The sequence below is a fragment of the Paenibacillus sp. 37 genome (genome assembly GCF_008386395.1).
Taxonomy (GTDB): domain Bacteria; phylum Bacillota; class Bacilli; order Paenibacillales; family Paenibacillaceae; genus Paenibacillus; species Paenibacillus amylolyticus_B.
The window spans coordinates 1,313,729-1,337,329 of the sequence record NZ_CP043761.1 but is presented as its reverse complement, the minus strand read 5'-3'; the positions used below and the strand labels follow the sequence as shown (position 1 = coordinate 1,337,329).

Here is a 23,601-nt window from a genome sequence, read left to right as displayed (position 1 = left end):
TTTATTATTCAAAAGTTAACCTAATTGTAGCATTAGGATAGAGGCATTCGCATTGATCTGTATTCCGCCTGCTAGGGTCTGCAGATCAACTGCCGATGCAGTGAATGATTCCGTAATGAATGGGCTCCGTTTTGATAAAGGGTGAATTGGTTCGCCTGTACACCTGCCACGATGAAAAACACCGCGTAGTTCAGCATTACAAAAACAAAATTAACCACTATTTCCGATTGTCTTATGTATGATTCATGTCAAAAAATCTATACACACTTCACTTTGAAAGCTATAATATGGATAACTATCTCACTCAAATATTTCCATCTACTCAGATCATAAGAGTTCCTTGTAATAGGTACAGTTCTGAAAGTTATGCCCTAACTGAGGTGATATCGATGAAACATTTACTTCCAGATTTAATGTCTTTACTGCGTACGGATATGGATGTTCTGGATACAGACCTCTCCACACTTACCATACCGTCCTCAACATCGTTGATAGATGCCTTCTGCTTATTCGACACATCTTCTTATTTATTCATTCAGGATGATGGACCCCTATTGGGATATATCGCCGTATCCGATGTTTTGCATGCCATGATGCATGCGCATCGCCTGATAGAAGCTTATTTTGAGACCACACTGGAGACAGCGGGTTCAGCTCTGACATTAATTAATGAAGATGCCAAAGTGGCCTACTGGACAACTGGCGCGGAGCATGTTTTTTCGATCAGCAAAAAAGACATCATTGGACAACCCGCAGCGGACTTTTTCCCTCCAGATCGGTTACAATCTCTCAAGACGTTGTATACCGGCGAAACGGTCTATCGCAAACAGCATCAGCCACGGCCCGACCTCTTCGCCCTGATTAATGCTCGTCCGGTCCAACTGGATGGACATATTGTGGGTGCAGTTGCTGCCGAAGTGGATATAACAACTGAAATCCGACTACATCAGGAACTATTACATATGACCTCCAAAGTCCAGCATCTGGAGAAAGCCGTTGCTCGGCTACGTCCCGAATTAGATCCATTTGCCAGAATCAAGGGCAGCAGCCCGGTCATCAAGCAGTGCATGGAGACCATTCGCAAGATCAGTACCACCTCAGCAACCGTACTTATTCTCGGGGAGAGCGGCACAGGCAAGGAGTTATTCGCCAAAGCCATTCATGATCTCCGTGAATTGCAGACTGCACCGTTCATCGCTATTAACTGCGGGGCAATCCCTGCATCATTGTTTGAAAGTGAATTATTCGGCTACGAGAAAGGTGCATTTTCCGGAGCGGATCCCAAAGGGAAAAAGGGCAAGATTGAGCTTGCCGAAGGGGGTACTCTTTTTCTGGATGAGATCGGTGAGATGCCATTGGAATTGCAAGTGAAGCTGCTTCGGGTGTTACAGGAGAAGAGTTACTTTCCTGTGGGGGGAACACGAGTGAAACAGGCCGACTGCCGGATTATCGCTGCGACCAACCAGAATCTACTGCGTATGATTGCCCGCAATCAATTCCGAGAAGATCTCTACTATCGACTGAATGTCATTAACCTTGTCATCCCTCCTCTGCGTATGCGCAAGGAAGATATATATGAATTAACCCAGACGTTCCTTCAAGAATTCTCATTGCTCTATAACCGTCATATTGAGTTGGTTCCACCTGAAGTGTTCAAGTTGCTGTTCCAATATGATTGGCCAGGCAATGTACGTGAATTACGAAATGTGATCGAACGCCTGACCATTCTGACGACAGATGGTGAGGTGAAGCAGGAATATCTGCCTGATACCCTCACTTCCCTCACGATGCAAGAACAGTCCGAAGTTCAACTGACATCTGGATTTCATTCACATGCCAAGAGCGAAAATCAGCAACGTCAGGATTCGGTGGGAGCAAGAGCAGAAAAAGAACCTCGAGCGGTTGCAAATGTGGACGAATTAGATCACTCCGATGATTCCGAACTTGTCTCCGGTGTTACCTACCAGCAAAAATTGGACACCCATGAGGCCCAACTTCTAATTCAATATCTGAAAGCAGCAGGTGGCAACAAACGAACACTCGCCAAGCAACTTGGCATCTCCAGGGCAACGCTCTATAATCGCATGAAGAGGCTTGGTCTATGACCAGCCTCTTCTTGTCTTTATTATAAGTATATGAATGAATAGAACCCTACAAAATCCGCGCCAAGCGAGTCAGCGCTGTTCTGATATGGCGATAGAATGTCGCCCGACTCATGGAACACGTCTGGGCTGCGGCAGTTGGATTGCCAGCATGCGTCCAGTAGGCCGCGTATAACAGCATCTGATCCTGTGGAGAAAGGCCATGTACTCTGCCTTCCAACAGATCCATGACATACAGCTGTAACTGGATTCCATCCTTTACTCCTCTAACCCTGCCAGCATATTCATGCAATTCTCCCGGGGAACGAAGATCCCCCAACATCTTGCGAACATCCTGTTCAGTCCAGATTACACCATCCAATTCCGTTGTTTCCGGCTGTATCCGATTCTCTGTTGATTCCGGATCAAGCAGAGACATGACCCACTCTCCGAATTGTCCACTACGCAAATCCAAATCAAGTACGTCCGCTTGGTCTTCATATCTGTCACAGACACGAGTGCGGGTTCTTCGCATCCGGAATCCAATACTTTGCAAAAATAGTTTTAGGTGAGGGTTCGTTGCAACGAGCATGGCTCGCGCACCATCACCCAGCAGAGACAGTCGGTCTAGTGCCATGTATCCTACCAGTTCTTCTCGTGTATAACCCGGCACGTCATCTCTTGCCGCAGCCAGCAAAGCAAAGTGCGTATCACTCTGATCCGGATCACTCTCAAGCTCCTGTGGTGTGAAGCATTCATGTATCTCATTTGGAAAATATTTCAGGAGCAGCTCACTGCTATCCCTATGTACAAGTACTGTGATAAACATGGCGATCGTCTCGCCGAGCTTGTCACGCATCAATACGATCCCTTCGGGATAACGTTGTGCCAGTTCATCCAGGAAGGGGCCATAGGATAATGCCTGCCATGGTTCCACGCTGTAATCGCACCATTGCTGTAACAAACTCTGTAAAACTGGCAGGTCCTCGCTTCTCATCGGTTCAAGAGGCGAGAACAAGGAATCACGAGACACATCCGCGTATTTACGGTGTTGAAGCATCGATTCCTGACAGAGCAACAGCATTTTACGGGCTATTTGCCGACGCTCATGGCACCCTGCCTGTTCATGCAGCTGTTTCAGTAACTTCGCAATTTTGATACGCATGCTCTGCAACCGATGTGGCTCACGTTGACGGAAATCCCGCAACAGATGCACCCTGGCCATATCATGCAGGGCAAGACCATCCGGGCCGGAACGGATAAACGACATCTGTCTCAACATATGATACTCTTCTTTTGTCACGGTCATATCCAATACGGATGATAATAATTCCTGATTGGCTGTCTCAAGCAGTGTCAGTACCTCCACTACGGGATGCAGACGGGGCGTCGTAAGCTCCAATAATAATCGAGCACTGATCATATGCGACAGTTCAGCCCATTCGGACTGTGGAAGATTCCTCCTCTGATCCGCAGCTTCTACAGCAAGGGCCAGTCCCAGCGGATGTCCATCGGTCATTCTCGTAATGGTACCTGCCATCCCCTGATTCAGAAAGCCTGCCACCGTGATATATTCCGTAATCTCATCAATTGTGAAATGTTGAAGCCGCATCTGTATAAACCTCTGATGTAATCGGGGATGTGTCCGCCAGGTGGATGCCAGTTCCGGGCGTGATGCAAGAATGACAAGTATGCCTCTTAACGGAAGTTTGGATATAAAGACTTCCATGAACCAACTTTCCAGCAGTGCGAGTTCTTCATAATTATCCACGGCCAGAACCAATCGTTTATCGACCGAAGTGTCTTTCAGCAAGCTGAGTGGTCGCGGGTATCCTTCACTATCCATTGTTTCCAAGCCTAATGTAGAGGACAAATAATCCATAAAAACGGAAGGAGTCGCCCCACATGATCGACCATCCATCCAGATTGCCGTCGCACCTCGATCCCGAGAGACAGATAACATCTCTGAAAGCAAGGAAGATTTACCAATGCCTCCCATGCCCGTAATTGAAAATATGGTTAATGGGGCTTCCGGATGATTGAACCACCGCTCCAGTGTCGTCAGTTCTTTGGTTCGACCAATGAAACGTTTGCCATCCTCAACATATTTGTCGTATTGAGCCTCAGTACTGTTTCCCATATATGTCCTCCGTACTAGATACTGGTACTTTTAATATACTTTTTTTTCTCACAAAATTGAGACTATATTGAGACGCGCAATTGCATGTGAAGTGATAGAATCTTGTTAAAAGCCAATTTATAGGAAATATTCAAAACAGCGGACATGGAAACGTTTAACACGGTATATAGACGCCTCCACGCTTCTTCTCAACGTAATGAATCATTCCGCCGATCAAACACAGCCAACATGCATATGAGCATTTACTGATCTCGAATTCATGCTTCCCTTTCATTCCCTACTACCAGCCCGATATTCCAGGAAAGGCGGATTTGTGTGAGAATAAACCTCGATATCTGTAATCTGAGCGGACAACTTGGAATCAATCCCAAACGACTTAATGAATGGCTGCACCAAAGTGGCATTTCAATGGAGGACAATGAAGCAGAACAGGAAGGACGTCCCGACCGGTCGTCACCCCCGTATCGGCTGGCTGCTCCTTCTTCATTATCACTGGCACCTTCCTCCGGTCAAACGAAGCTTTTTCGGGGCCGACGCTCCACTTCCACTCTGCAACGCCTGCCTGCTTCATTACGACATACCCGGCGAATTAGTAAAAACTGCTAGACTGTGCTCAAGGTAGTGTAAGATCGATGCACAGTCTGTCCTGCATCCCTTTCACCTCATCAAGAGGATTGCCACTGTCCATTCTCAATCATCGCGTGCGCGAGCAGCGCCATCTCCAGACAGATTCTTCTCCCTTGATCCATGTAACCTGGACCCATCAGTTCTTCCAGCTTCTCCAGTCTGTTGTACAACGTTTGCCGATGAATAAATAACTGGGCGGCCGCATCCCGCTTGGAACCAAAGTTCTGCAGGTAAGCATCTAACGTCTCTACCAATCGCAGGTGATGCGTTTGGTCATGTTCAATCAACATACCCAGGTGATCCTGGACAAAGGGTTGCAGGAAGGATTGGGGTAACGCCTTTAACATTTGATATATACCCATACGTTCGTAAAAGTGAACATGTTCCATTGAATCTACCGATCTCGAAACTTCGATCACCTGGTAGGCCTCCTGAAGGCTCTCCGGCAGGCTGGTCAAACGGTTGCGTAACTTGCCAAATCCCACATGAATCATAACCTGTTTCAAGTTACGATTGGCAAACCGTTTTACATCCTGGGCAATCCCTTCCAGTAATCGCAGCAGTTGATGACGTGCAGCGGCCGTTACCGCTTCCTTCGCACAGCACAGATATACCAGGTTGTTCTTCAGCATAATCAAGCTAGGCAGATTATTCTTCTTGAGCAGGGAACGCAGCAGGACAAGAACATCCTGATGATTCGCTTCCATTCGCTCCCGGCCTGTACCCTTCAATCGATGCTCAATCTCGATGACCCCTCCTGCAAACCAGTACTGCCCCTTCACCAGCAAACGAAGCCCCATTCGAGTCTGAGCCTGTTCCTCCTGATGGATGTTGCCATTCATCAGATCCTGGATCAGTTCATTCTGATTGCGGACCATCTTCTCCTCAAGAAACTGGGAACGAAGCGTGAGCGCTGCCGCCGCCTTCGCCGTATAATCGAGCAACAGCTTGAGATATTCTACTGGAGCTGCGGGATGTACAATCATGCCTACAGCCGAAAATACCTGGCCAAAACAGACGACCGGATGACACAACAGAGCCTTCTCTTCGTCTATGTGGAACCATAATTCGGTATCTGAATCATTCAAATCCAGATGTTCTACCTCCTGCTCATACCAGGTATAGATGGCCTGTTCCATCTCCGGAAGAAGTTCGGGCACAAAACTGCCCGGCTCCATGGACGAAATGTACACCACCGGTTTGGCGGCATACTCATGTAGCAGGTTCAGCACAGCAGACATATCCGTACTCTGTAATGTTCGTTGCTGAAGCTGACGGGAGTATGCTTCGAGACTTTTCAGCAGTTGATGTTGATGATTAATGAGCAGAGAGTGAATATCCTGTGTAATCTCGACAAAACGGACCGGTTGCTCAAATACGATCAGCGGAAACTGGTGTCTGTCCGCCAGTTCAATCAGTTCTTCCGGGATCCCGTATATGCTGGTACCAAACTCCACACATAACCCCGCTGCCTCACTGCCAATGAGCTGAAGCAGATACTCTTCACGCCCTTCTTCCGATTGAAGCCACAGTCCAGTGGATAAAATAAGATCATGGGGGCTTACGAATGGAGATACATTCGTAATCTCCAATACATGAACCCAGCCAACCTGACGGTTCACTCCATCCTTCCCTGCCGCTAGTCGTGCTCGGCCAAATACCGGACGTGCAAGGATATCTTTGATCGTAAACACACGGTCATTTCGCAATGGCGATCCCTCTTCGTGTTATTTTTTCTTACATTATAATCCATGGACAAATGTCCTGGACAGTCTTTTTCGACAATATGTTGAGTTCAATCCCTAAAAATTAGACATCAAGTAAGGTGCAAAACGATTATTCAAGTCATAAACTTGTAGTATAAGCTAACAACCAATAAATGGACGAGGTGCATGGTGATGAGAATCGGAATTCCCAAAGAAATCAAGAATAATGAGAATCGTGTAGCAATGACTCCAGCCGGGGCTGCTGATTTCATCAGAGCCGGTCACCAGGTACTGATTGAACAAGGCGCCGGGATCGGCAGTGGATTCACGGATCATGAATATCAAACTGCGGGCGCCGAGATTCGGATTGATGCCAAGTCCGTGTGGACCGAAGCCGATATGATCATCAAGGTGAAAGAACCACTTGCCAGTGAATATGGATATTTTCGTCCGGGACTGATTCTGTTCACCTACCTGCACCTCGCAGCGGAACCGGAGCTTGCCAAAGCCCTTATTAAAAGTCGGGTAACGGCTATTGCGTATGAGACGTTGGAGGTCAACAGTGCTCTTCCCCTGCTAACCCCTATGAGTGAAGTTGCAGGCCGCATGGCCTCCCAGATCGGAGCACAGTTACTGGAGAAGACCGAAGGTGGGAAGGGTATTCTGTTGTCCGGTGTACCCGGTGTCAGTCGGGGGAAAGTGGTCATTATTGGCGGCGGTACGGTGGGAACAAATGCAGCCAAGATTGCCATTGGCCTTGGAGCGGATGTAACCATCCTTGATCTGAATCTGAATCGTCTGCGCCAGTTGGATGATATCTTTGGCAATCAGATCCACACGCTGGTATCCAGCCCGTCCAACATTGCAACAGCTGTTGCGGCGGCAGATCTGTTGATTTGTGCGGTGCTGATTCCGGGCGCCAAGGCGCCAACACTTGTCAGCGAGCAAGTGGTTAAGACGATGGCACCGGGTTCGGTCATTGTGGATGTGGCGATTGATCAGGGTGGGATCGTTGAGACCATTGATCATATCACAACCCACGATGAACCGACCTATGTGAAACATGGTGTCGTGCATTACGCGGTGGCGAACATGCCAGGCGCTGTGCCGCGTACATCTACGGTGGCGCTGACCAACGCCACCATGCCTTATGCGCTGCAGCTGGCCAACCACGGTGCAGCCGCCGCGATTCGCGGCAGTTCGTCCATTCGCAGCGCGGTCAATGCGCTGAATGGACACATCACTTATGAGGCGGTTGCCCGGGATCTCGGGCATGCCTATGTTCCTGCGGGTCAGGCGCTGGAGAATGCCGCCGCCGTCCAGTAATCTTGAACTGATCGTTCCACCCGGCGTATAGTCGCCAGGCCTGTGGAACGCAATAGAAGCGCGAGTCGGGCAGATGATGTACCCGGCTGGCGCTTCTTGATTTTTTTCACATATAGGATAGCTTGTTGGTTGGCATAAGGCCTTTTGGTCTCCGGTTTTGGTGCTTCAGACTGCTCGCTCACTGCATACTTCGCGGAAGTTACAATCCCGGCAAGACCGGTGCGATGGCATCGCTGTGAAGTAGGTGACCTCCTTGGGGCGGTTATAATACTCATCCTCCACGCAGGATCGCATCTCCTCGATGTAACGCCCTACGTTCTCTTCTACCTTCTGTATATCCTCTTCCGTTGCGGTAAACTCTCGGTGCTTCCCGGTTAACAGGTACTCCACTCGCAGCTCAATCTGCTCCAAAGGAACCCGGTAGTGCTCTCTCACATAGGATGCGTACAGCATTAGCTGATCCGAGAAGTCATCTTCCTTGCCTGTCTTCCAGTCCACAATGACAATATTGCCGTTACTGCGCCGATACAATAAGTCCATCTTCACATAAACGCGTGTATCGTGCAGCATCATGGTATCCCATTTCTCAATCTCCAGAATGTCCGTACTTGCCCGGGACAAGTCCTCCCATGTAAGCGTCTGGTACAGGTTACTGACACAGGCCGAAGCCCGTTCCTTAATCGTGGCGATCCGGTCATTCAACGTATCATCGCCGTAATAGATCTCGGACAGCATCGTGCGATTCTTGGGGTTAAGCCGCCACTGATCCGTGTCCATGGATTCCACATACGCCTGATTCAGCAGCTTGCGTATCGTCTGTTCCAGGAAATGTTCACGCGGTTTATCTTTGCCCTCTTCCCTGCTGCGTACTGCCGACTCACACATCCGATGCGCGAGGTCCCCGAAGACAAGGTACAGATTGCTGAGCTGCTTCAAACGGTACAGACGAACCTGCATCTCATCAGCAGAGTCTGTCTTCCAGCCGTTATGGGCACCGTAATAATGATAATAATATTTGCGCAGGCACTCATCGAACATACTCGCCCGCGACTGCGAATAAGACCACTGCGGGTATTGTGCCATAAAAAATCTGCCTTTCTGTATGCCGGATCCGCATGAGATCCTTAATGCTCACAGTATAAAGCCAGGGCAACATTGCCGCAAGCGCGCTTCCGTTATTTTCTTCAGACGCAACCGTTTCCGATTCGATCCGTATCGTTTATATAGTAACATCACCAAAAGATGAAATTGCGGAGCAGAACGCTTAATATACTTCATAGAGGGCAGCGAATCCGGGACCTGGATGCTAGTACGGGTATAGCCCGGGGCCAGTGCTAACGAATCTCACACACCTTATCACGTGGATCACGAGGTTTTACGGAATCTAACGAACCCCAGACAAGCTAATTAGAAAAAGATTATATGAAAAAAAATTGTACAGGCATATCCTAAAAGGAGGCACCACCCATGAATCGACCGGATTGGTTCCAGGCGGAAGAAGCACTACAACAGATCCAAGTCATCGGAAGCGACCGGAATGAGCTCGTGAACATCATCGGCGATGTAGAAGGATTGAATTGCATTGGCACCGGTACGGATGCGGCTGTATTTACGTATGACGGCTTGCCGCAGTATGCCTTCAAGATGTACTCGGATCATGCCTTGGACAAACTCGAAAATGAAAAACAGGTATACGAGCAGCTCAAAGGTCTCCCATACTTCCCTACCTATTATGGCAGCGGCCGGAATGTGCTTGTGATCAGTTTTGAACCCGGGGATACCTTGCTGGAATGTTTGGAAAAGGGAATCCCCGTCCCCGAGCAGGTGATGCTTGATGTGGACGCAGCGCGAGAAGCCGTTCGCAGCCGTGGGCTGAACCCTCGCGACATTCATCTGAAAAATGTAATTCTCCAGAACGGGCGCGGGAAAGTGATTGACGTATCCGAGTATATTCAGGACGGCAATGACAATCGCTGGGAGCATCTCGTCTGGGCTTATCACAATATCTATCCGCGGATTAAAGGAACGCCCATATCTCCGCGCATGCTGCAGACGATCAAATGGGGGTACAATCAACTTGATCATGCCAACGTCAAAATGGACGACCTCGCCAAGAAAGCCAATCGTCTGTTCTCCAGGTTTATGAAATAAGCATGTTGCAAACTCACTCCAATAAAATAACCCGGAGAATCGCCAGAGATTGGCGATCCTCCGGGTTTTGTTTGTCTAATGCCATCTCTCCCAAATGAACCTTACCCTAAATTCAAATGCCGCAGCTTATCTGGATTACGCATGAGATAAATCCGTTGAACGCGGTCGTTTCTGAACGCAAGACTGACAACAGTTGGGAATGCCTCGGAGGGGCTGCTTAATACAAATCCAAGTTGTCCGTTGATCTTGACGAGCCGCACAGCCCCCTTACTGTCACTTTTGGATACAAGCCCTTGAATGAACGCAAGAACTCGCTGGCTTGATGTAACGGGTTTAATTGCTGCCATGACTTTACCGCCACCATCACTATACAGCACGATATCGTCCGAAAGCATTCTGAAGAGCTCTTCCATATCACCAGTAGAGGTGGCCTGGAGGAAACGAAGTGCAAGCTGCTCGGACTGTGCGCTGGGGGTCAACTCGACTTCCGGCTCGTCTTGGATTTTACGTTTGAGACGACTGTAAATCTTGCGGCATCCCAGCTCCGTCTTGTTCACGAAGTTTGCAATATCGCAATAATCAAATTCGAAGGCTTCTCGTAGAACAAATACCGCGCGCTCAATTGGAGTTAGCCGATCAAGCATGACAAGAAAGGCGTACGAGATCGTATCTTCCAGTTCAATCGTTTGGAGTGGATCCTGCCCCGCTGCTGAAGCCGATCCTGGAGCAACCATGTAGTCTTGCACTAGAGGTTCGGGCAGCCATGGTCCGATATATACCTCTCTTTTTTTACGTGTTGATTTCAAGTAATCCAGACAACGGTTCGTAACCATTTTGCATAAGTACGCTTTTAGGTTACGAACAGGGCCACCCTCCTTATGGATATCCTGCTGTTGTACCGTTACAAATGCATCCTGCACCAAATCCTCAGCATGAGTGACAGATCCTAACATACGATATGCGATGGAAAGAAGAAGAGGTCTGTACGTTCTGTATACCAAATCAAGCTCCATGATACATCCCTTCCTTATCTTTTTCTCTACCTGCTATTATCATTTGAGCAGCCTCTTTCGCGCTCGCTAAAGAGGCGTTAATCAACATCCCCTCAGCTCCTACCCAATCGCCAGCAACATAGAGTCCGGGTCTTCCTTTGACCGCAGGTCCAGGCCTGCCCGGGAGGCCGCCATTCGCTGCGGTGACGATGCCATGCGAGACAAGCATTCGCGGAAGGAAACGCTGCTGAACGACGTGCTCGCGCCACCCCGGCTGAATGAAATCAAGAAAGCCTTTAAGCTCGTGTTCATCCTGCGTGGGGTCCGAATGGATTGAAGCCGACAAATACTTCATGACATGCACAACCTCGTTTGCCGGGTTCTCTGATAAGGAAGCCGCGGCGGAATGGTTGGAGTAGTACAACGGGTAATCGGCGCCTAAAACAAATTTCGTCTTTGGTTGAGGCATCCCCGTTACGACAAGATCCAGACACGCGGCACGAACAGGAGTTAACTTTTTATAGGCTTCCACTTCCATGGGTGTAAGAGCGGGATTGAGGAGAGCTAACGTATCCATTGGACCCGCAGTGGATATCACGTGGCGAGTCGTCAACTGTGAACCATCTTTTAAGGAAACCATCATTTGGGGATAACCTCCGACAATTTCTCGTACGACCGAGCTTGTGCGGATGGATACACCCGCCTGCTGAGCTTGTTCTGTCAGCCGACTAACGAGGAATTGCCAGCCTCCATCTATATACAACACTTGGTCCTGTTTGAGTTGTTCAATGACAGCGCCAGCACTTACCTGATCAGGAGCATCGCAATAGGTGCTCAAACGAACGAGCCCAAATACGACACTACGTACACGTGGACTGGAAACCAGGGTTTCCAGGTAAGTCTGCAAACTAACGTTATGCAAAACGGATGTATCTACCTTTCGGAGAGAACTGTAGAACCGGAGAAGCTGGCACTTCTCCTGCCATTTCAAGAACGATCCGAGCAAGAGCTGAGCTAGAGGAATCGCTCTATAACCGCCGTTTGTTCCTTCGAACACCAATGTGCCTGGCGGTTTCGGTACTGATCCGGTAGGTGTTACACCTACCTCTTTCAGAATGGGAAGCGCACTCTTACTGAGAGCATGGGCTCCCAAGTTTACGCGTGCGGCTGCGATCTCAGTCGAAATAGCCCGGCCTCCGGGATGTTTTCCTTTGTCGAGCAACAGTACAGTCTGGCCCGCCCGTGCCAGATATATCGAGGCGGTTAATCCGGCAATGCCTGCTCCCACGATGACAACATCCCATATCGGCTTATTGTGATTCTGTATCATGTATATCAATCCCTTCCGCTTGATGCATACATGACGATGAACGGAGCATTTTTGTGACTCAACCTTCTTTCTTCAACCGCCACTGGGAGGGAGTCATCCCCTTGTATTGCTTATACAGTTTCGTAAAATAGTTGGCGTTGTCACAGCCGACTCTGGCGGCGATCTCTGTAATGGTCAGACTACTGCCTTGCAGCAGTTGCTCTGCCTCACTCATTCTGCACCCGTTCACGTATTCAACAAAGGTACGTCCGGTCAGCTTTTTGAACATTTTGCAGAAGTGATACGCATTCAGTCCCACGTGGCTTGCCGCTTCCGTAACAGACATCTTACCTGTGGGGTCCGCTTCAATCTGTGCAATCAACTGTTTGAAACGTTCGCGATTGGGAAAATACGATCCCACCGATCGATCCGGCAACTGCTGTGGCATAAAGGTTCGCGCAAGCAGGGTGAACAAAGCATGCAGTTTGGACTTCACTACCAGCTGATAAGCCGGGGGCTGTAACGCCATTTCCTCCACAGCTTCATTCAGCAAAGAATAATAGCCTGTGCAGGCTTTGTTTTCCTCTGCCGGTTTGACCGGAAACCTCACCCTTCCTTCCAAATACGGCGCGACATATTGCTCATGCACAGGATCATGAGTGAAATCATGGAACAGTGCACGGTTGACCACAACGGAATCATAATGCACATCCCCGTCATCCAGAGCATATCCGACATGCAATGTACCTCCAGGAATGATGATGACCTCACCTGCGCGAACCACATAAGGTTTGCTATCAATATGAAACAGCGCACTGCCCTTGCGCATGATAATCAACTCAAAATGTTCATGCCAATGCAAATACAGAATACATTCTTCCGCTTTCATATCTGAACACCGATTTTGGAACAGCTGAAATGGATGTGATTTATGGTCAATTCGGGTATTTTCGTGAAGCGCTTTCAGATCCAGCACGACTTCTTCCCCCTCTTCACAAGATCCGACTATTATTACACAAGATTGTTTAGAGCCATCCCTTTAATCCACGGCTATAATGAATGTGTCACGAAGTACTATAAGCCAATATTGGAGTGAAATACAACCATGAATAAATCATTACGCATCGGTACCCTTGTAGGCGGGCAGGACGCCGTCCGCGTTATCCCGCAGATCATGCAACACGGCTTCGAATCATTTAACCTGACCTTCTGGCAAACAACTGGCGATCTGGACCTGAAGGAAACAGCCAAACGTGTCCGTGAAATCGTGGACGAACAAGGTATTGTCATCTCCGCGGTGAGTGTATTTGGTAACCCGCTCACCGGAGCCGGAGACAACGCCGATACACTGGCAAGCTGGGAGCGGGTTATCGATCATGCACAGCTTTTTGGTGCAGATATCGTCTCCGGGTTCACCGGACGATTAACCGATCAACCCATTAACGAGTCCATCCCCCGGTTCAAGGAAGTATTTGGTGAACTGGCACGCCGGGCAGCAGACCGGGGTGTACGGATTGCTTTTGAAAACTGTGATATGGGAGGAACCTGGCAGACAGGCGACTGGAACATTGCCCATAATCCAACGGCCTGGGAGATGATGTTTGATGCTGTTCCGGATGAAAATGTAGGCCTGGAGTGGGAGCCTTGCCATCAAATGTCCAGCCTGATCGATCCGATTCCACAGCTGCGCAAATGGGCTCACAAAGTCTTCCACGTACATGGTAAAGATGCCACGATTGCCTGGGACATTGTCAAGGAATACGGCGTACACGGTCCACGGGAATTTGTCTGGCACCGCACCCCGGGCTTCGGGGATAACAACTGGGCAGACATTATCACCATTCTGCGTCAGAACGGTTATCAGGGCACGATTGATATTGAAGGCTGGCATGATCCCGTCTACAAAGACGAACTTGAAATGACCGGACAGGTGCATGCATTGCGATATTTGAAACAATGCCGCGGAGGCGATTTTGTGCCCAATCCGGTATAGGAAACCATGCGAGCTGTATAACACAATCCATGCGAAGGAGATGAGAACTTGACTCATCCTTATCGGGTAATTATCGCCGGCTGCGGTGCCATGGCAAACACGTGGGCGGATTATGCTTTGCAAAGGCCAGATACAGAAATCGTGGGACTGGTCGATCTGTATGAACAGACAGCCCTTGCTTTTGCTGCAAGACATGGGCTCACCTGCCCTACGTTCACCGATATCCGTGAAGCCATTCAAGCGACTGGTGCTAATATCGTATTCGATGTCACGATTCCGGCGAGTCATTACGGCATTGCCATGACAGCGCTGAAGGAAGGATGTCATGTATTTGGCGAAAAACCACTGGCAGAGTCCTTCTCCGACTGCACAGATATTGTGCAAACCGCTCGCAGTACAGGACACATTCAAGCCGTCATGCAGAACCGCCGTTTCGATCCGCGTATCCGCGCCTACCAGCACCTCATTTCCGGCGGAGCTATAGGGCAGGTAGGTTACGCAGGGGCTGACTTCTTCCTCGGGCCACACTTTGGCGGATTCCGTGATCTGATGGATAGCCCGCTGCTGCTCGATATGGCAATACATACGTTTGATCAGGCACGGTATATTCTCGGAGCCAACCCGGTATCGGTGTACTGCCATGAGTTCAACCCTCCAGGTTCCTGGTATCAGGGCAATGCGATGGCGTTATGTATATTTGAGATGTCTGACGGGTCCGTTTTCAACTATCGCGGGTCCTGGTGCGCAGAGGGTGTACCCACATCATGGGAAGCAAGCTGGCGCGTAATCGGTGAAAAAGGTACCGCCATCTGGGATGGTCATGATGACATCTATGCTGAGGTGGTTACTGCGCAAAGCCTGGATGCTGACGGCAAACCATCCTTTTTCCAGCCAAGCGAGCGGATTGAAGCGGAACTGCCTGTCATGGACAAAACAGGTCATCACGGCTGTCTCGAAGACATGTTCGCCGCACTGGAATCCGGACGATTACCTGAGACCGATTGCAGTGATAACCAGTTCAGCATGGCCATGGTCCTCGCTTCCCTGGAAAGCGCCCGCACAGGCCAAAAAGTCTTCATCGCCGATCTACTGAAAAACACATAGAAAAGCCTGTGTACATCAATTAAACAAAGCCCAAACTGCAAATTTCAGCAGTTTGGGCTTTGTTGTTTTTTTACCCACTCTCCTATTCTAAAAATGATGTCGTTCAAAAAACAGTCGCGCTCGATAGTAAAAGTAGTGCAGGGAACGAAATCGATTCTGAAGAAACGAAGTGTTCGCCTTTATCACCGGATTTCGACTTTACAAAAGTCGATCAGGAAATCCGGGGATAACAGCGATCAAAAGAACGATTCGTAACCGGAACGGCCACTTCAAGAGCAGTAAGAACTCTTTTTTTATCATGTATCTTTTATAGAATTCCTTTTTTCATTGCCTTGTACACCAGTTGTGAGAAGAGGCTATTGGACCAAGCAAACCATGGTCTAGTGAACGTGCTGGGATCATCGGCGTGGAAGCCTTCATGCATATATCCCGTATCCGCATCCGTGTTCTCCAGCAATTCAATCATGGCCAGCATTTCCTCATCATTGTCTGCGGTCAGACCCTGCATGGATAACGCCATGTGCCAGATGTATCCCGGCGGGGTGTGCGGGCTACCGATCCCTTTGGCTACCTTCCCTTCATAGTAGAACGGATTTTCCTTACTCAGAATAAATCGACGTGTGTTCTGATACACCTTGTCTTCAATCGAAGAAAACTCCATATACGGGATGGACATCAGCCCAGGCGTGCCCGCATCATCCATCAGACAAAAGTTGCCGTAACCGTCCGTCTCATAGGCATATATCTGTCCATACTCTGGATGACGGTAAGTACCGTACAGGGAAATGCCATGTCGTATCTCTTCTTCCAAACGAGCCATTTGACTCACCAGCTGCTCATCCCGGAACACCCACTTCGCGATCTCCCCCATCTGGCGCAAGGTTACCGCAGCGAACATGTTCGCCGGAATATTATAATGAAAATCACAGGCATCATCACTCGGACGAAATCCGGACCAGATCATCCCCGTATAATTCACCGGCATACCCAATCCTTCATTACGCAGCGTATCATGGGCAGGACAATTGCGCCGCATGAACCGGTAAGGTGATTGCTCTGCGTGATGCTGCTCCGTCTCCCATAGTTGTACGATATTCTCCATCACTTTCTTGAATCGCTCATCGAATATATCCGTAAGTTCCGTCTCCCGCCAATATGTATAAGCCAGCTTCATGGAGAAACAGAGGGAATCCAATTCAAACTTCCGTTCCCACACCCAGGGTGACATCTCCGTCTCATCATTGGCATCCCAATGCCATCCATTCGCTGTTTCATTGAACGCATTGGCATAGATATCCATATCAGCGTAAAACGTATGCCGTTTGATCAGGCCTCCGATAATACGCTGCAACTTCTCATCATCCTTCGCAAGCGGAACATAATGCATGACCTGCTCTACGGAATCCCTTAACCACATGGCGGGAATATCCCCTGTAATCACAAAGGTTGTCCCATCCTCCAGTAGCTTCGTGGTCGTTTCCAGTGTATTCGGAAAACAATTTCGAAACTGAGCCAGCAATCTCGGTCGATGTTGCAAACGCTCGTCCGCCTCAGTCAGAATATCCTGCACAGCTTGTGGCAATTCCAGTTGTGGCATAGGGATTTTCGGTAATCTGAACTGTTCCATGGATGTCGTCTCCTTATAACTCTATTGTTATTTTTGTTATGATAATTTATAATAACATTATTATTTGTAAGTGTACTGTGTCCGAAGAGGATCGTCAATTCTTAGAGGTCATCTCAATGGAATTATGCAGTTCGCTTACATACGAAGGAGTAATGATATGTCACGCAAAGTATCCATTCAGACGCTGGCTGACCAGCTCGGATTATCCAAATATGCCGTCTCCCGCGCACTCAGTGGCAAGACGGGTGTCAGTGAAGCGACACGCGCACGGGTACTGGAACTCGCTCGGGCTTTGGGATATCGCCAAAGTACTCCAGGTACTAGCAATAGCCCTGCTGCTGCAAACCATGTAGATCCGTCCGATCCCCCGTTTGTTCTCATTTGCATGAATCAGCTCAACCGCGGTGAACCCCACTACTGGCAACGTGTTCTGTCAGGTATGATCTCCGCCTGTAATGAGCGTGGTTGGCATCATGCCATTGTATCTCCCTCACTCGGAGTGACGGACGAGAACACCTCTCCCGAAAAAGCTATTGCACCTCATTTGGACTGGGAACATTGTGCAGGGATTATTGTCATGGGCGCTTTTCCTCATACGGTACTGCAAAGACTATCTCAGACGGGTCGACCTATTATTCTCGTAGATCATCAGGAGCCATTGTTGAATTGTGATACAATCAGCCATGATAATCTGGAAGCAGGTATCACGGTGGCGAGATATTTGATGTCGATGAATTGTCAACGGATTGGCCTTATCACAGATGATGGTCGTGCCGCAAGCTTCGCGCAGCGGAAGATCGGGATTGAGTTGGCCTTGAACCATTTCCATGTGGATACCAGTCATACGACCAGCTTCAGAGAATGGAATATTCCGTATGAGAACGGGGAATGGGTTAACCAGTTAGCCACTGACATTCAAAACATGCCAGAAGACGAACGTCCCGATGCCTGGATTGGTGTTAATGATGATATTGCCTTGCAGTGGATGCACAAATTACAGGAGATGGGCATCTCCACGCCTAAAGATTGCCTTGTCATCGGTATCGACAATGTACACTCTGCGGTTACTTCCTCCCCGCCCCTGACAACGGTTAATCTGTGCAAAGAGGAACTCGGACAACGTGCCGTTGAAGCTTTACAACGTCGGATCGAACGCCCGGGGACACCTAAAGAGACAGTGATGTTATCGACCACCTTGATTCCAAGGGAATCGGCATAATTCCGTAAAAGGTAACCGCTCTTTTCTGAAGATGAATTTGTTAGGCACTTGCTTTCCCCGTAAATCTGGTGCATAAAAAAGAGGCCCCGCATACCATTATGCAGGGCCTCTTTCGTATATTAGGCTTGTATGCTTATATTTCTCTTTTACATTCACACTTAAATTTGCCGATCCATCCACCCATCCTTACATATCCATTCAAAGCTTCATATACTTCATGTCTAAGAATTGTACTAGTGGTTATTTCAGCCAAGGCAGGCTATCGTACGATGGAAGATCCACTTCCCAATTCACATCACGATACTCTCTATTGACTACGGTTCTTTTCAAAGTGAATTTTGTACCCTTTTCTTCGTTAAAGCCACGAATCTTCAACTGCAGATCATCTTCAACGTATTCACCGTTATTGTTAGGCTGATCCGGATAACCGTTCACTTCAACAGGATACTCTTTTCCATCCGAATCTACTGCAACCCAGCGATCACCCATGAAAGCATTTCGGAACGTCCCTCTTCCCTTTAGAACTAGTGAATGCCCTCTCATTACATCAACCTTCGGAGGATCATACGATTCCATCATTGATTCGTACTCAAAATCATCAAAAATTATTCCATCTCCAAGCTGTTCAAAATGTACAAAAGTATAAAAATTCGTGTCCTTATGCATCTTATTCAGATCAACTTCCACTGATTTCTCTTCCTTCACCGGGAGGGTATAACCATCCAGAACAAAGCGAATGTTCTTTGCATCTACCGTTACCAACGCAGGGTCCCATGTCTCTGTCAGCTTCAACGGCCCACCACTTCCTAAGTCACTCAGATCTTGGAGTCGAAACTTGGCTTGACGGGCATCTGGTCTTATTCCATTGAAAATTCGGTATTCATTTGTTTCAGGAATTTCAAGATGGTAGATGATGCCCATATAACTCGCCCAATCCTCATCAACTTTGGCACGAAGCTTATCATCCAGACTCACATTTAGGTCAAGCCGGGTTCCGTTTGGCGTGCGTACAAGCTGTGTCATATCAAGCTTTAGTCCTTCTGGCGTCGTATATGTGTTATCCATAGAATTTTCAACAGCCAATGATTTGGCTTTGGTCATATCGATATTGAATTGGAAGCTCCAATCCACCGTAACATCTCTATCTTCGTAGGATTTCTTCTCGTAATCATAATATCTGCCCACATTTAAATTACGCAGTTCACCCCGTACGACCACTTGATCCGGAATTTCATCATCAAACTGGAATAACAATCGTTCAGTTACGGAACCCTTAGTTCTGGTATCTCTTGCAAGAGTGGCAATCTGTCGTCCCTCTTCATCCGTAACATGAATTCTCCCCATCGCAGACAGTGACCGTGATAACCCTAATCCATCAGGTGTTGTTTGTTGCATGGTCATTACCATATGAGATCGGTCTACAAGCACGTCTTCAATTTTAAGCGTGTAGCCCTGGTCATTGATATTGATATCCGGATTAACCACAAGTCCAAGAGGTTTAAGACGTTTGTAATCATCCGCAAAATAGGAATATTTCAATGCTTCAGGCACAGGTATGTTAGGCAATGGCAGACGATCCACAGCATTTACCGCGGGTTGTGCTGGCTCTGCTGTTCGATCAAAAGCAAACCAGGCCCCTCCGGCAAGTATCACAACTGCTGCTGCGGCGATTCCCGTCCGGCGCATCCAATGCGTTCTCATGGATTTTTTCACGAATGGATGCTCATCTTCTCCACTTTCCATGGACACGCCATCCAGCTTCTGCATGACCTTAAGCGTAAAATCTGCGTCCGGCTCCTCACGATACAAGTGCTCCTCCCACAACCGATCCTCATCCTTTGAAATAGGCTTCATACGTAGCTAAACCTCCTTTGCGTTCCATTTGCTTCCTCAGCGTTTTTTTCCCGCGATAAAGGGCGTTGCGCACTTTGGTTGAACTCATGCCTGTAATGTCTGCAATCTCTTCATAGCTCAACTCGTTTGTGTACTTCAGTAATAACACCAGGCGATACGATTCAGGTAACTGTTCGAGCTGTCGGTATATTTCACGTTGCATCTCTTTATGCAGCACACGTTTCTCCGGTGTTTCATTACTGACAGGTTCGATCCCTTGATCGACCGGAGACATGACGGGTTTCTTTTCCCGTATAAAATCCCGCATCCGATTCACCGCAATGGTGTACACCCACGACGAGAAACTGCTTCCCTCCCGCCGCGACGGGAGATAACGATAGATGCGAATAAACGTATCCTGAGCGAGATCCTGTGCATCCGGATGACTCGCGCCCATTCCGCGCATGATGCCGTAGACTTTATTTTTATATCTATCCACTAGCACGGAGAACAACTGCTTATCCCCTGCAACAATGCGCTGAATAAGCTCCTCCTCCGGTATCTGTTGAGTCATGTAATCCCCCTTCTCTACAGCTTCCATGCATGGTTCTGTACTATATAGACGGAAGCCGTTCCCGAAACCTCTCACTTTATCCAAAAAAAAAGAATTCGCCCTCATCGACAAAATCGACTGGGTGAACTCTGTGTACCAACATTCTGTGATTCACCGCTGCACATTCTCTACAAGTTTTGTGGTGAACTTTATGGCAACCCGAATCACACATTCCATCGTAGCCACTTTCTACTACCTGTTGTCTCTCCTGTCTTACTTGTCTCTTAATCTTCTCCATTCTTCTCCGCAACAAAATCAGCAAGCTGTGAATAGATCGCTACAATCTCATCCATCGACATGCGCACGAGTCCACTGGACGACGGAGCGACGAACTCCTGAATTTCCTTGACGACCGGGTCGTCCTGAAATCCCCATTGCACTTTGGTACGCTTGCTGTACTGGGTGTACACTCCTTTTCCGACAAAACAAGCAATGTCCGGTCGGTATTCCTCCAGCTTTTGCCGCAAAATCTGGCGTCCTTCTGCGTACTCTTCCTTCGTAATATCTTCCATTCCTCTGGTGGGCCGAGCCACGATATTCGTGAATCCGTACCCCAGCTTCAGCAACTCTCCATCCTCTTGTGCATCGTATAAACGCGGAGTTAATCCCGACCGTTCAAGAATGCGCCAGAACCGGTTACCTTTGTAAGCATAATGATGACCCGTCTCACCAGACGTAATGCTCGGATTGAAGCCAATAAACAATATCGATAAACCAACATCCAGATGATCTGGAATCATAATGCAACACCTCCTGATCTTTTTTAGCCTATTCCCACATTCCGTTGTGTATAAAATGATATAATAAGCAAAGTATTTTCGAAATCAGATTGAAATTTTCATGAAAAAGGAAGCTGAACTAATGATTGCAGACATCATGCTTGAAGTCGTCCTACCCGTTTTTCTCCTGATCGCCGTCGGATCCTGGATGCAAAAGGTGTTCAAGCTGGACTTGTACACCCTCGCCAAAATCAATTTCTATTGTATTACCCCCGCAGCCGTCTTTATGAGCATGTATCACTCGGATATGTCGGGCGAATTGCTCGGGACTGTGACATTATTTTACGCAATCTATGTATTGATTCTCTATATTATAGGTTCAGTCGTTTCCCGTTCTCTCCGGATGAATAAAGGCATGAAGGCTGCCTTCAACAACAGTATTATGCTGGATAACGCAGGCAACTATGGACTGCCTATCAATGCACTGGTATTCCGCGGCGATCCACTCGCCTCTTCCATTCAGGCGCTGGTCATGTCTTTGCAGGCATTACTGACATTCACCTATGGCGTGTTGTCCATTCAGGGCGCGAAGCTTAAAGGTAATTACCGGGCAGTAATTATTGGATTTCTTAAAATGCCTGTTCCGTATGCGCTCTTGTTAGGGATTCTGTTCCACATGTGGAAAGTTCCCTTGCCTACGTTCCTGTCCATGCCGCTGACCTATGCGCAGCAAAGTATGGTTGCCGTGGCGCTTCTGACACTCGGAGCACAGATTGTAAAATATCCAATTCAACTATACCGTCTTGATGTGTATATTAGCACATTTTTGCGACTTCTGATTGGCCCGGCTATCGGGATTTCAATTGTGCTAATGCTTGGACTGGAAGGCATCGCTGCACAAGCACTCATCATCGCTTCGGGTATGCCGACAGGTGTCAACGCATCCATCCTGGCGGAAGAATACGATAACGAACCCGATTTTGCAGCCCAGACAGTGCTGATCTCTACGCTCTTGAACATTATTACAATTACAGCACTGATCTCTTTTGCCAAAACGTTCTGAAATGAAAAATAAGTCCATGACCCATGAGCAGGGTTGTGGACTTATTTTGTGTTGCTGAAACTATGTTTCAAACGTCGTTCGTTCAGGGAACTTGCCGCCTTCCCTGAATAAACATCGTACCAGTCGCTGCGCGGCTCGGTTAAAGAAAAAACTCGGACTTACCCCATCCACCTGGACAGGTTCCAGTTCCCTCACACTTTCCTTGATCTTATTCATCTCAATGAGCCCCATCTTTCGCTCATTCGGTCCGAAGCGATAAATAACCTTCTCATCGTCCTCCGTCTGTTTCACCAGCAGAATCACAGATGCCATACAGGTTACCCCCTATCGTTACGTTATGAGATTCCATTAATCACTTGCCTACTATAATTATTACCCAGATTCTAGTGGAAGGATATAGGACTTAAGTTAGTTATACCTAAATTAAATATCCTGATATAAAGATTCTCTGGAATGAGTCGTTAGGCTTACAAACGCTGCGTTCACACTATCCTAATGGATAGTCACTGTCATGAAAGTGCGTACTGCCCAAATCGTTTTTCTCCGTTTATACTAACCTTATCTTGAATCCCCAAAGGAGAGAAATATATGTCTACAGCTCAAATATATAGCCACGGTGTCCCGTGGGAAGACGCATTTAGCGTTGCTCAGGGATACAGTGTTAACGGTACAATCTACATTGCAGGACAATTTTCGCATGATATGCAGGGAGCCTTTATTGGTGTCGATGATATTGAAGCGCAGGTTCGCCAGACACTGGATAACTTGGATCGCGTGCTCGCAGGATTTAACGTGACCAAGTTGAACATTGCTGAACTGGAGATTTTTTTGGTTCATCCTCAGGAGCATCTTGAGCCATGTGTTGCCGTGTACAAAGAGTACATCGGTACGCATCGTCCGGCTGTCACGATGGTTGGCACATCCGGACTCGCCTTCCCTCACCAACTGATTGAGATTCGCGCCGTTGCTCATACCAACTGATCCAAGTCATGTCAAAAGTTGCAGCGCCAAGTAAAATGGCCTGATGAGGTTTCACTTTAACGAAGTTTATACGCACATGAAGCCGGTTTGGATTAACTCCGAACCAGCTTCATCTTT

21 protein-coding genes are annotated in these 23,601 nt (G+C 48.1%); 9 read left to right on the top strand and 12 right to left on the bottom strand.

Translation table 11 applies throughout. From position 1 onward, the window contains the following. The first annotated feature begins 389 nt into the window (after positions 1–389). Positions 390–2,105, top strand: coding sequence for a sigma-54 interaction domain-containing protein (locus F0220_RS05875; protein WP_105600828.1), 1,716 nt, complete (start codon positions 390–392; stop codon positions 2,103–2,105). A 46-nt stretch (positions 2,106–2,151) separates the two neighbouring features. Here F0220_RS05875 and F0220_RS05870 read toward each other — a convergent pair whose 3' ends face one another. Further along, complete coding sequence (locus F0220_RS05870; protein WP_105600829.1) at positions 2,152–4,221, bottom strand: nSTAND1 domain-containing NTPase; 2,070 nt, start codon at positions 4,219–4,221, stop codon at positions 2,152–2,154. 315 nt (positions 4,222–4,536) lie between these two features. Here F0220_RS05870 and F0220_RS05865 point away from each other — a divergent pair, with 315 nt between their 5' ends. Beyond that, the gene (locus tag F0220_RS05865) at positions 4,537–4,827 is read left to right on the top strand and encodes a hypothetical protein (protein WP_143786504.1); all 291 of its coding nucleotides are present in this window, start codon (positions 4,537–4,539) and stop codon (positions 4,825–4,827) included. 59 nt (positions 4,828–4,886) lie between these two features. On the opposite strand, the gene F0220_RS05860 is transcribed toward F0220_RS05865, so the two are convergent. Further along, the gene (locus tag F0220_RS05860; protein ID WP_105600831.1) at positions 4,887–6,557 is read right to left on the bottom strand and encodes a PucR family transcriptional regulator; all 1,671 of its coding nucleotides are present in this window, start codon (positions 6,555–6,557) and stop codon (positions 4,887–4,889) included. A gap of 189 nt (positions 6,558–6,746) precedes the next feature. Between F0220_RS05860 and ald the strand changes: the two genes are divergently transcribed. Continuing rightward, positions 6,747–7,880 carry an alanine dehydrogenase gene (gene ald / locus F0220_RS05855; RefSeq protein ID WP_091015628.1) on the top strand — a complete coding sequence of 378 codons (1,134 nt, stop codon included), beginning with the start codon at positions 6,747–6,749 and terminating at the stop codon, positions 7,878–7,880. On the opposite strand, the gene F0220_RS05850 is transcribed toward ald, so the two are convergent. Continuing rightward, complete coding sequence (locus F0220_RS05850) at positions 7,847–8,062, bottom strand: hypothetical protein (RefSeq protein ID WP_146117097.1); 216 nt, start codon at positions 8,060–8,062, stop codon at positions 7,847–7,849. The genes ald and F0220_RS05850 overlap by 34 nt on opposite strands. Beyond that, positions 8,046–8,963 carry a PD-(D/E)XK nuclease family protein gene (locus F0220_RS05845; RefSeq protein WP_091015629.1) on the bottom strand — a complete coding sequence of 306 codons (918 nt, stop codon included), beginning with the start codon at positions 8,961–8,963 and terminating at the stop codon, positions 8,046–8,048. Before F0220_RS05845 ends, F0220_RS05850 begins: the two co-directional genes overlap by 17 nt. Positions 8,964–9,347: 384 nt before the next feature. On the opposite strand from F0220_RS05845, the gene F0220_RS05840 reads away from it, so the two are divergent. Beyond that, a complete protein-coding gene (locus F0220_RS05840) occupies positions 9,348–10,031 on the top strand; it encodes a serine/threonine protein kinase (RefSeq protein WP_105600832.1) in 684 nt (227 codons plus the stop codon). Positions 10,032–10,132: 101 nt separating this feature from the next. Here F0220_RS05840 and F0220_RS05835 read toward each other — a convergent pair whose 3' ends face one another. From F0220_RS05835 to F0220_RS05825, 3 genes are read right to left on the bottom strand one after another with little or no spacing between them, the layout of a single operon-like run. After that, entirely contained in the window at positions 10,133–11,044 is a 912-nt protein-coding gene (locus F0220_RS05835; RefSeq protein WP_105600834.1) for an RNA polymerase sigma-70 factor, read from the bottom strand. Further along, positions 11,034–12,353, bottom strand: coding sequence for a phytoene desaturase family protein (locus F0220_RS05830; RefSeq protein ID WP_105600835.1), 1,320 nt, complete (start codon positions 12,351–12,353; stop codon positions 11,034–11,036). The genes F0220_RS05835 and F0220_RS05830 overlap by 11 nt, the downstream gene beginning before the upstream one ends. 58 nt (positions 12,354–12,411) lie before the next feature. Continuing rightward, positions 12,412–13,308, bottom strand: coding sequence for a helix-turn-helix transcriptional regulator (locus F0220_RS05825; protein ID WP_105600837.1), 897 nt, complete (start codon positions 13,306–13,308; stop codon positions 12,412–12,414). 129 nt (positions 13,309–13,437) lie between these two features. Between F0220_RS05825 and F0220_RS05820 the strand changes: the two genes are divergently transcribed. Both F0220_RS05820 and F0220_RS05815 read left to right on the top strand, forming a co-directional pair. Then, positions 13,438–14,325: a sugar phosphate isomerase/epimerase family protein gene (locus F0220_RS05820; protein WP_105600839.1), complete on the top strand. Its 888-nt coding sequence runs from the start codon at positions 13,438–13,440 to the stop codon at positions 14,323–14,325. 48 nt (positions 14,326–14,373) lie between these two features. Next, the gene (locus tag F0220_RS05815) at positions 14,374–15,429 is read left to right on the top strand and encodes a Gfo/Idh/MocA family protein (protein WP_105600841.1); all 1,056 of its coding nucleotides are present in this window, start codon (positions 14,374–14,376) and stop codon (positions 15,427–15,429) included. Between the two features lie 307 nt (positions 15,430–15,736). Here F0220_RS05815 and F0220_RS05810 read toward each other — a convergent pair whose 3' ends face one another. Beyond that, positions 15,737–17,056, bottom strand: a complete 1,320-nt coding sequence (locus F0220_RS05810) for a glycoside hydrolase family 125 protein (protein WP_105600842.1) — start codon at positions 17,054–17,056, stop codon at positions 15,737–15,739. Positions 17,057–17,213: 157 nt separating this feature from the next. Here F0220_RS05810 and F0220_RS05805 point away from each other — a divergent pair, with 157 nt between their 5' ends. Further along, on the top strand, positions 17,214–18,275 hold the full coding sequence (locus F0220_RS05805) for a LacI family DNA-binding transcriptional regulator (RefSeq protein ID WP_181155532.1): 1,062 nt from the start codon (positions 17,214–17,216) through the stop codon (positions 18,273–18,275). Positions 18,276–18,515: 240 nt separating this feature from the next. Here F0220_RS05805 and F0220_RS05800 read toward each other — a convergent pair whose 3' ends face one another. The 3 genes from F0220_RS05800 to F0220_RS05790 form a co-directional block, all read right to left on the bottom strand. After that, positions 18,516–20,129, bottom strand: coding sequence for a hypothetical protein (locus tag F0220_RS05800; protein ID WP_105600845.1), 1,614 nt, complete (start codon positions 20,127–20,129; stop codon positions 18,516–18,518). Then, positions 20,107–20,682, bottom strand: coding sequence for an RNA polymerase sigma factor (locus F0220_RS05795; RefSeq protein WP_062832928.1), 576 nt, complete (start codon positions 20,680–20,682; stop codon positions 20,107–20,109). Before F0220_RS05795 ends, F0220_RS05800 begins: the two co-directional genes overlap by 23 nt. A gap of 263 nt (positions 20,683–20,945) precedes the next feature. Continuing rightward, a complete protein-coding gene (locus F0220_RS05790) occupies positions 20,946–21,461 on the bottom strand; it encodes a mismatch-specific DNA-glycosylase (protein WP_105600847.1) in 516 nt (171 codons plus the stop codon). 121 nt (positions 21,462–21,582) lie between these two features. Between F0220_RS05790 and F0220_RS05785 the strand changes: the two genes are divergently transcribed. Next, a complete protein-coding gene (locus F0220_RS05785; protein ID WP_105600849.1) occupies positions 21,583–22,503 on the top strand; it encodes an AEC family transporter in 921 nt (306 codons plus the stop codon). A 60-nt stretch (positions 22,504–22,563) separates the two neighbouring features. Here F0220_RS05785 and F0220_RS05780 read toward each other — a convergent pair whose 3' ends face one another. Next, positions 22,564–22,815, bottom strand: coding sequence for an RNA-binding protein (locus tag F0220_RS05780; RefSeq protein ID WP_091015650.1), 252 nt, complete (start codon positions 22,813–22,815; stop codon positions 22,564–22,566). Positions 22,816–23,091: 276 nt separating this feature from the next. Here F0220_RS05780 and F0220_RS05775 point away from each other — a divergent pair, with 276 nt between their 5' ends. Continuing rightward, positions 23,092–23,484: a RidA family protein gene (locus F0220_RS05775; RefSeq protein WP_105600850.1), complete on the top strand. Its 393-nt coding sequence runs from the start codon at positions 23,092–23,094 to the stop codon at positions 23,482–23,484. Positions 23,485–23,601 lie beyond the last annotated feature (117 nt).

What these genes read in the sequence shown, in the direction of transcription:
- F0220_RS05875 (WP_105600828.1), top strand. Translation starts at nt 390, where the DNA reads ATGAAACATTTACTTCCAGATTTAATGTCTTTACTGCGTACGGATATG.
- F0220_RS05870 (WP_105600829.1), bottom strand. Translation starts at nt 4,221, where the DNA reads ATGGGAAACAGTACTGAGGCTCAATACGACAAATATGTTGAGGATGGC.
- ald (WP_091015628.1), top strand. Translation starts at nt 6,747, where the DNA reads ATGAGAATCGGAATTCCCAAAGAAATCAAGAATAATGAGAATCGTGTA.
- F0220_RS05845 (WP_091015629.1), bottom strand. Translation starts at nt 8,963, where the DNA reads ATGGCACAATACCCGCAGTGGTCTTATTCGCAGTCGCGGGCGAGTATG.
- F0220_RS05840 (WP_105600832.1), top strand. Translation starts at nt 9,348, where the DNA reads ATGAATCGACCGGATTGGTTCCAGGCGGAAGAAGCACTACAACAGATC.
- F0220_RS05835 (WP_105600834.1), bottom strand. Translation starts at nt 11,044, where the DNA reads ATGGAGCTTGATTTGGTATACAGAACGTACAGACCTCTTCTTCTTTCC.
- F0220_RS05830 (WP_105600835.1), bottom strand. Translation starts at nt 12,353, where the DNA reads ATGATACAGAATCACAATAAGCCGATATGGGATGTTGTCATCGTGGGA.
- F0220_RS05820 (WP_105600839.1), top strand. Translation starts at nt 13,438, where the DNA reads ATGAATAAATCATTACGCATCGGTACCCTTGTAGGCGGGCAGGACGCC.
- F0220_RS05810 (WP_105600842.1), bottom strand. Translation starts at nt 17,056, where the DNA reads ATGGAACAGTTCAGATTACCGAAAATCCCTATGCCACAACTGGAATTG.
- F0220_RS05805 (WP_181155532.1), top strand. Translation starts at nt 17,214, where the DNA reads ATGTCACGCAAAGTATCCATTCAGACGCTGGCTGACCAGCTCGGATTA.
- F0220_RS05800 (WP_105600845.1), bottom strand. Translation starts at nt 20,129, where the DNA reads ATGAAGCCTATTTCAAAGGATGAGGATCGGTTGTGGGAGGAGCACTTG.
- F0220_RS05795 (WP_062832928.1), bottom strand. Translation starts at nt 20,682, where the DNA reads ATGACTCAACAGATACCGGAGGAGGAGCTTATTCAGCGCATTGTTGCA.
- F0220_RS05790 (WP_105600847.1), bottom strand. Translation starts at nt 21,461, where the DNA reads ATGATTCCAGATCATCTGGATGTTGGTTTATCGATATTGTTTATTGGC.
- F0220_RS05785 (WP_105600849.1), top strand. Translation starts at nt 21,583, where the DNA reads ATGATTGCAGACATCATGCTTGAAGTCGTCCTACCCGTTTTTCTCCTG.
- F0220_RS05780 (WP_091015650.1), bottom strand. Translation starts at nt 22,815, where the DNA reads ATGGCATCTGTGATTCTGCTGGTGAAACAGACGGAGGACGATGAGAAG.
- F0220_RS05775 (WP_105600850.1), top strand. Translation starts at nt 23,092, where the DNA reads ATGTCTACAGCTCAAATATATAGCCACGGTGTCCCGTGGGAAGACGCA.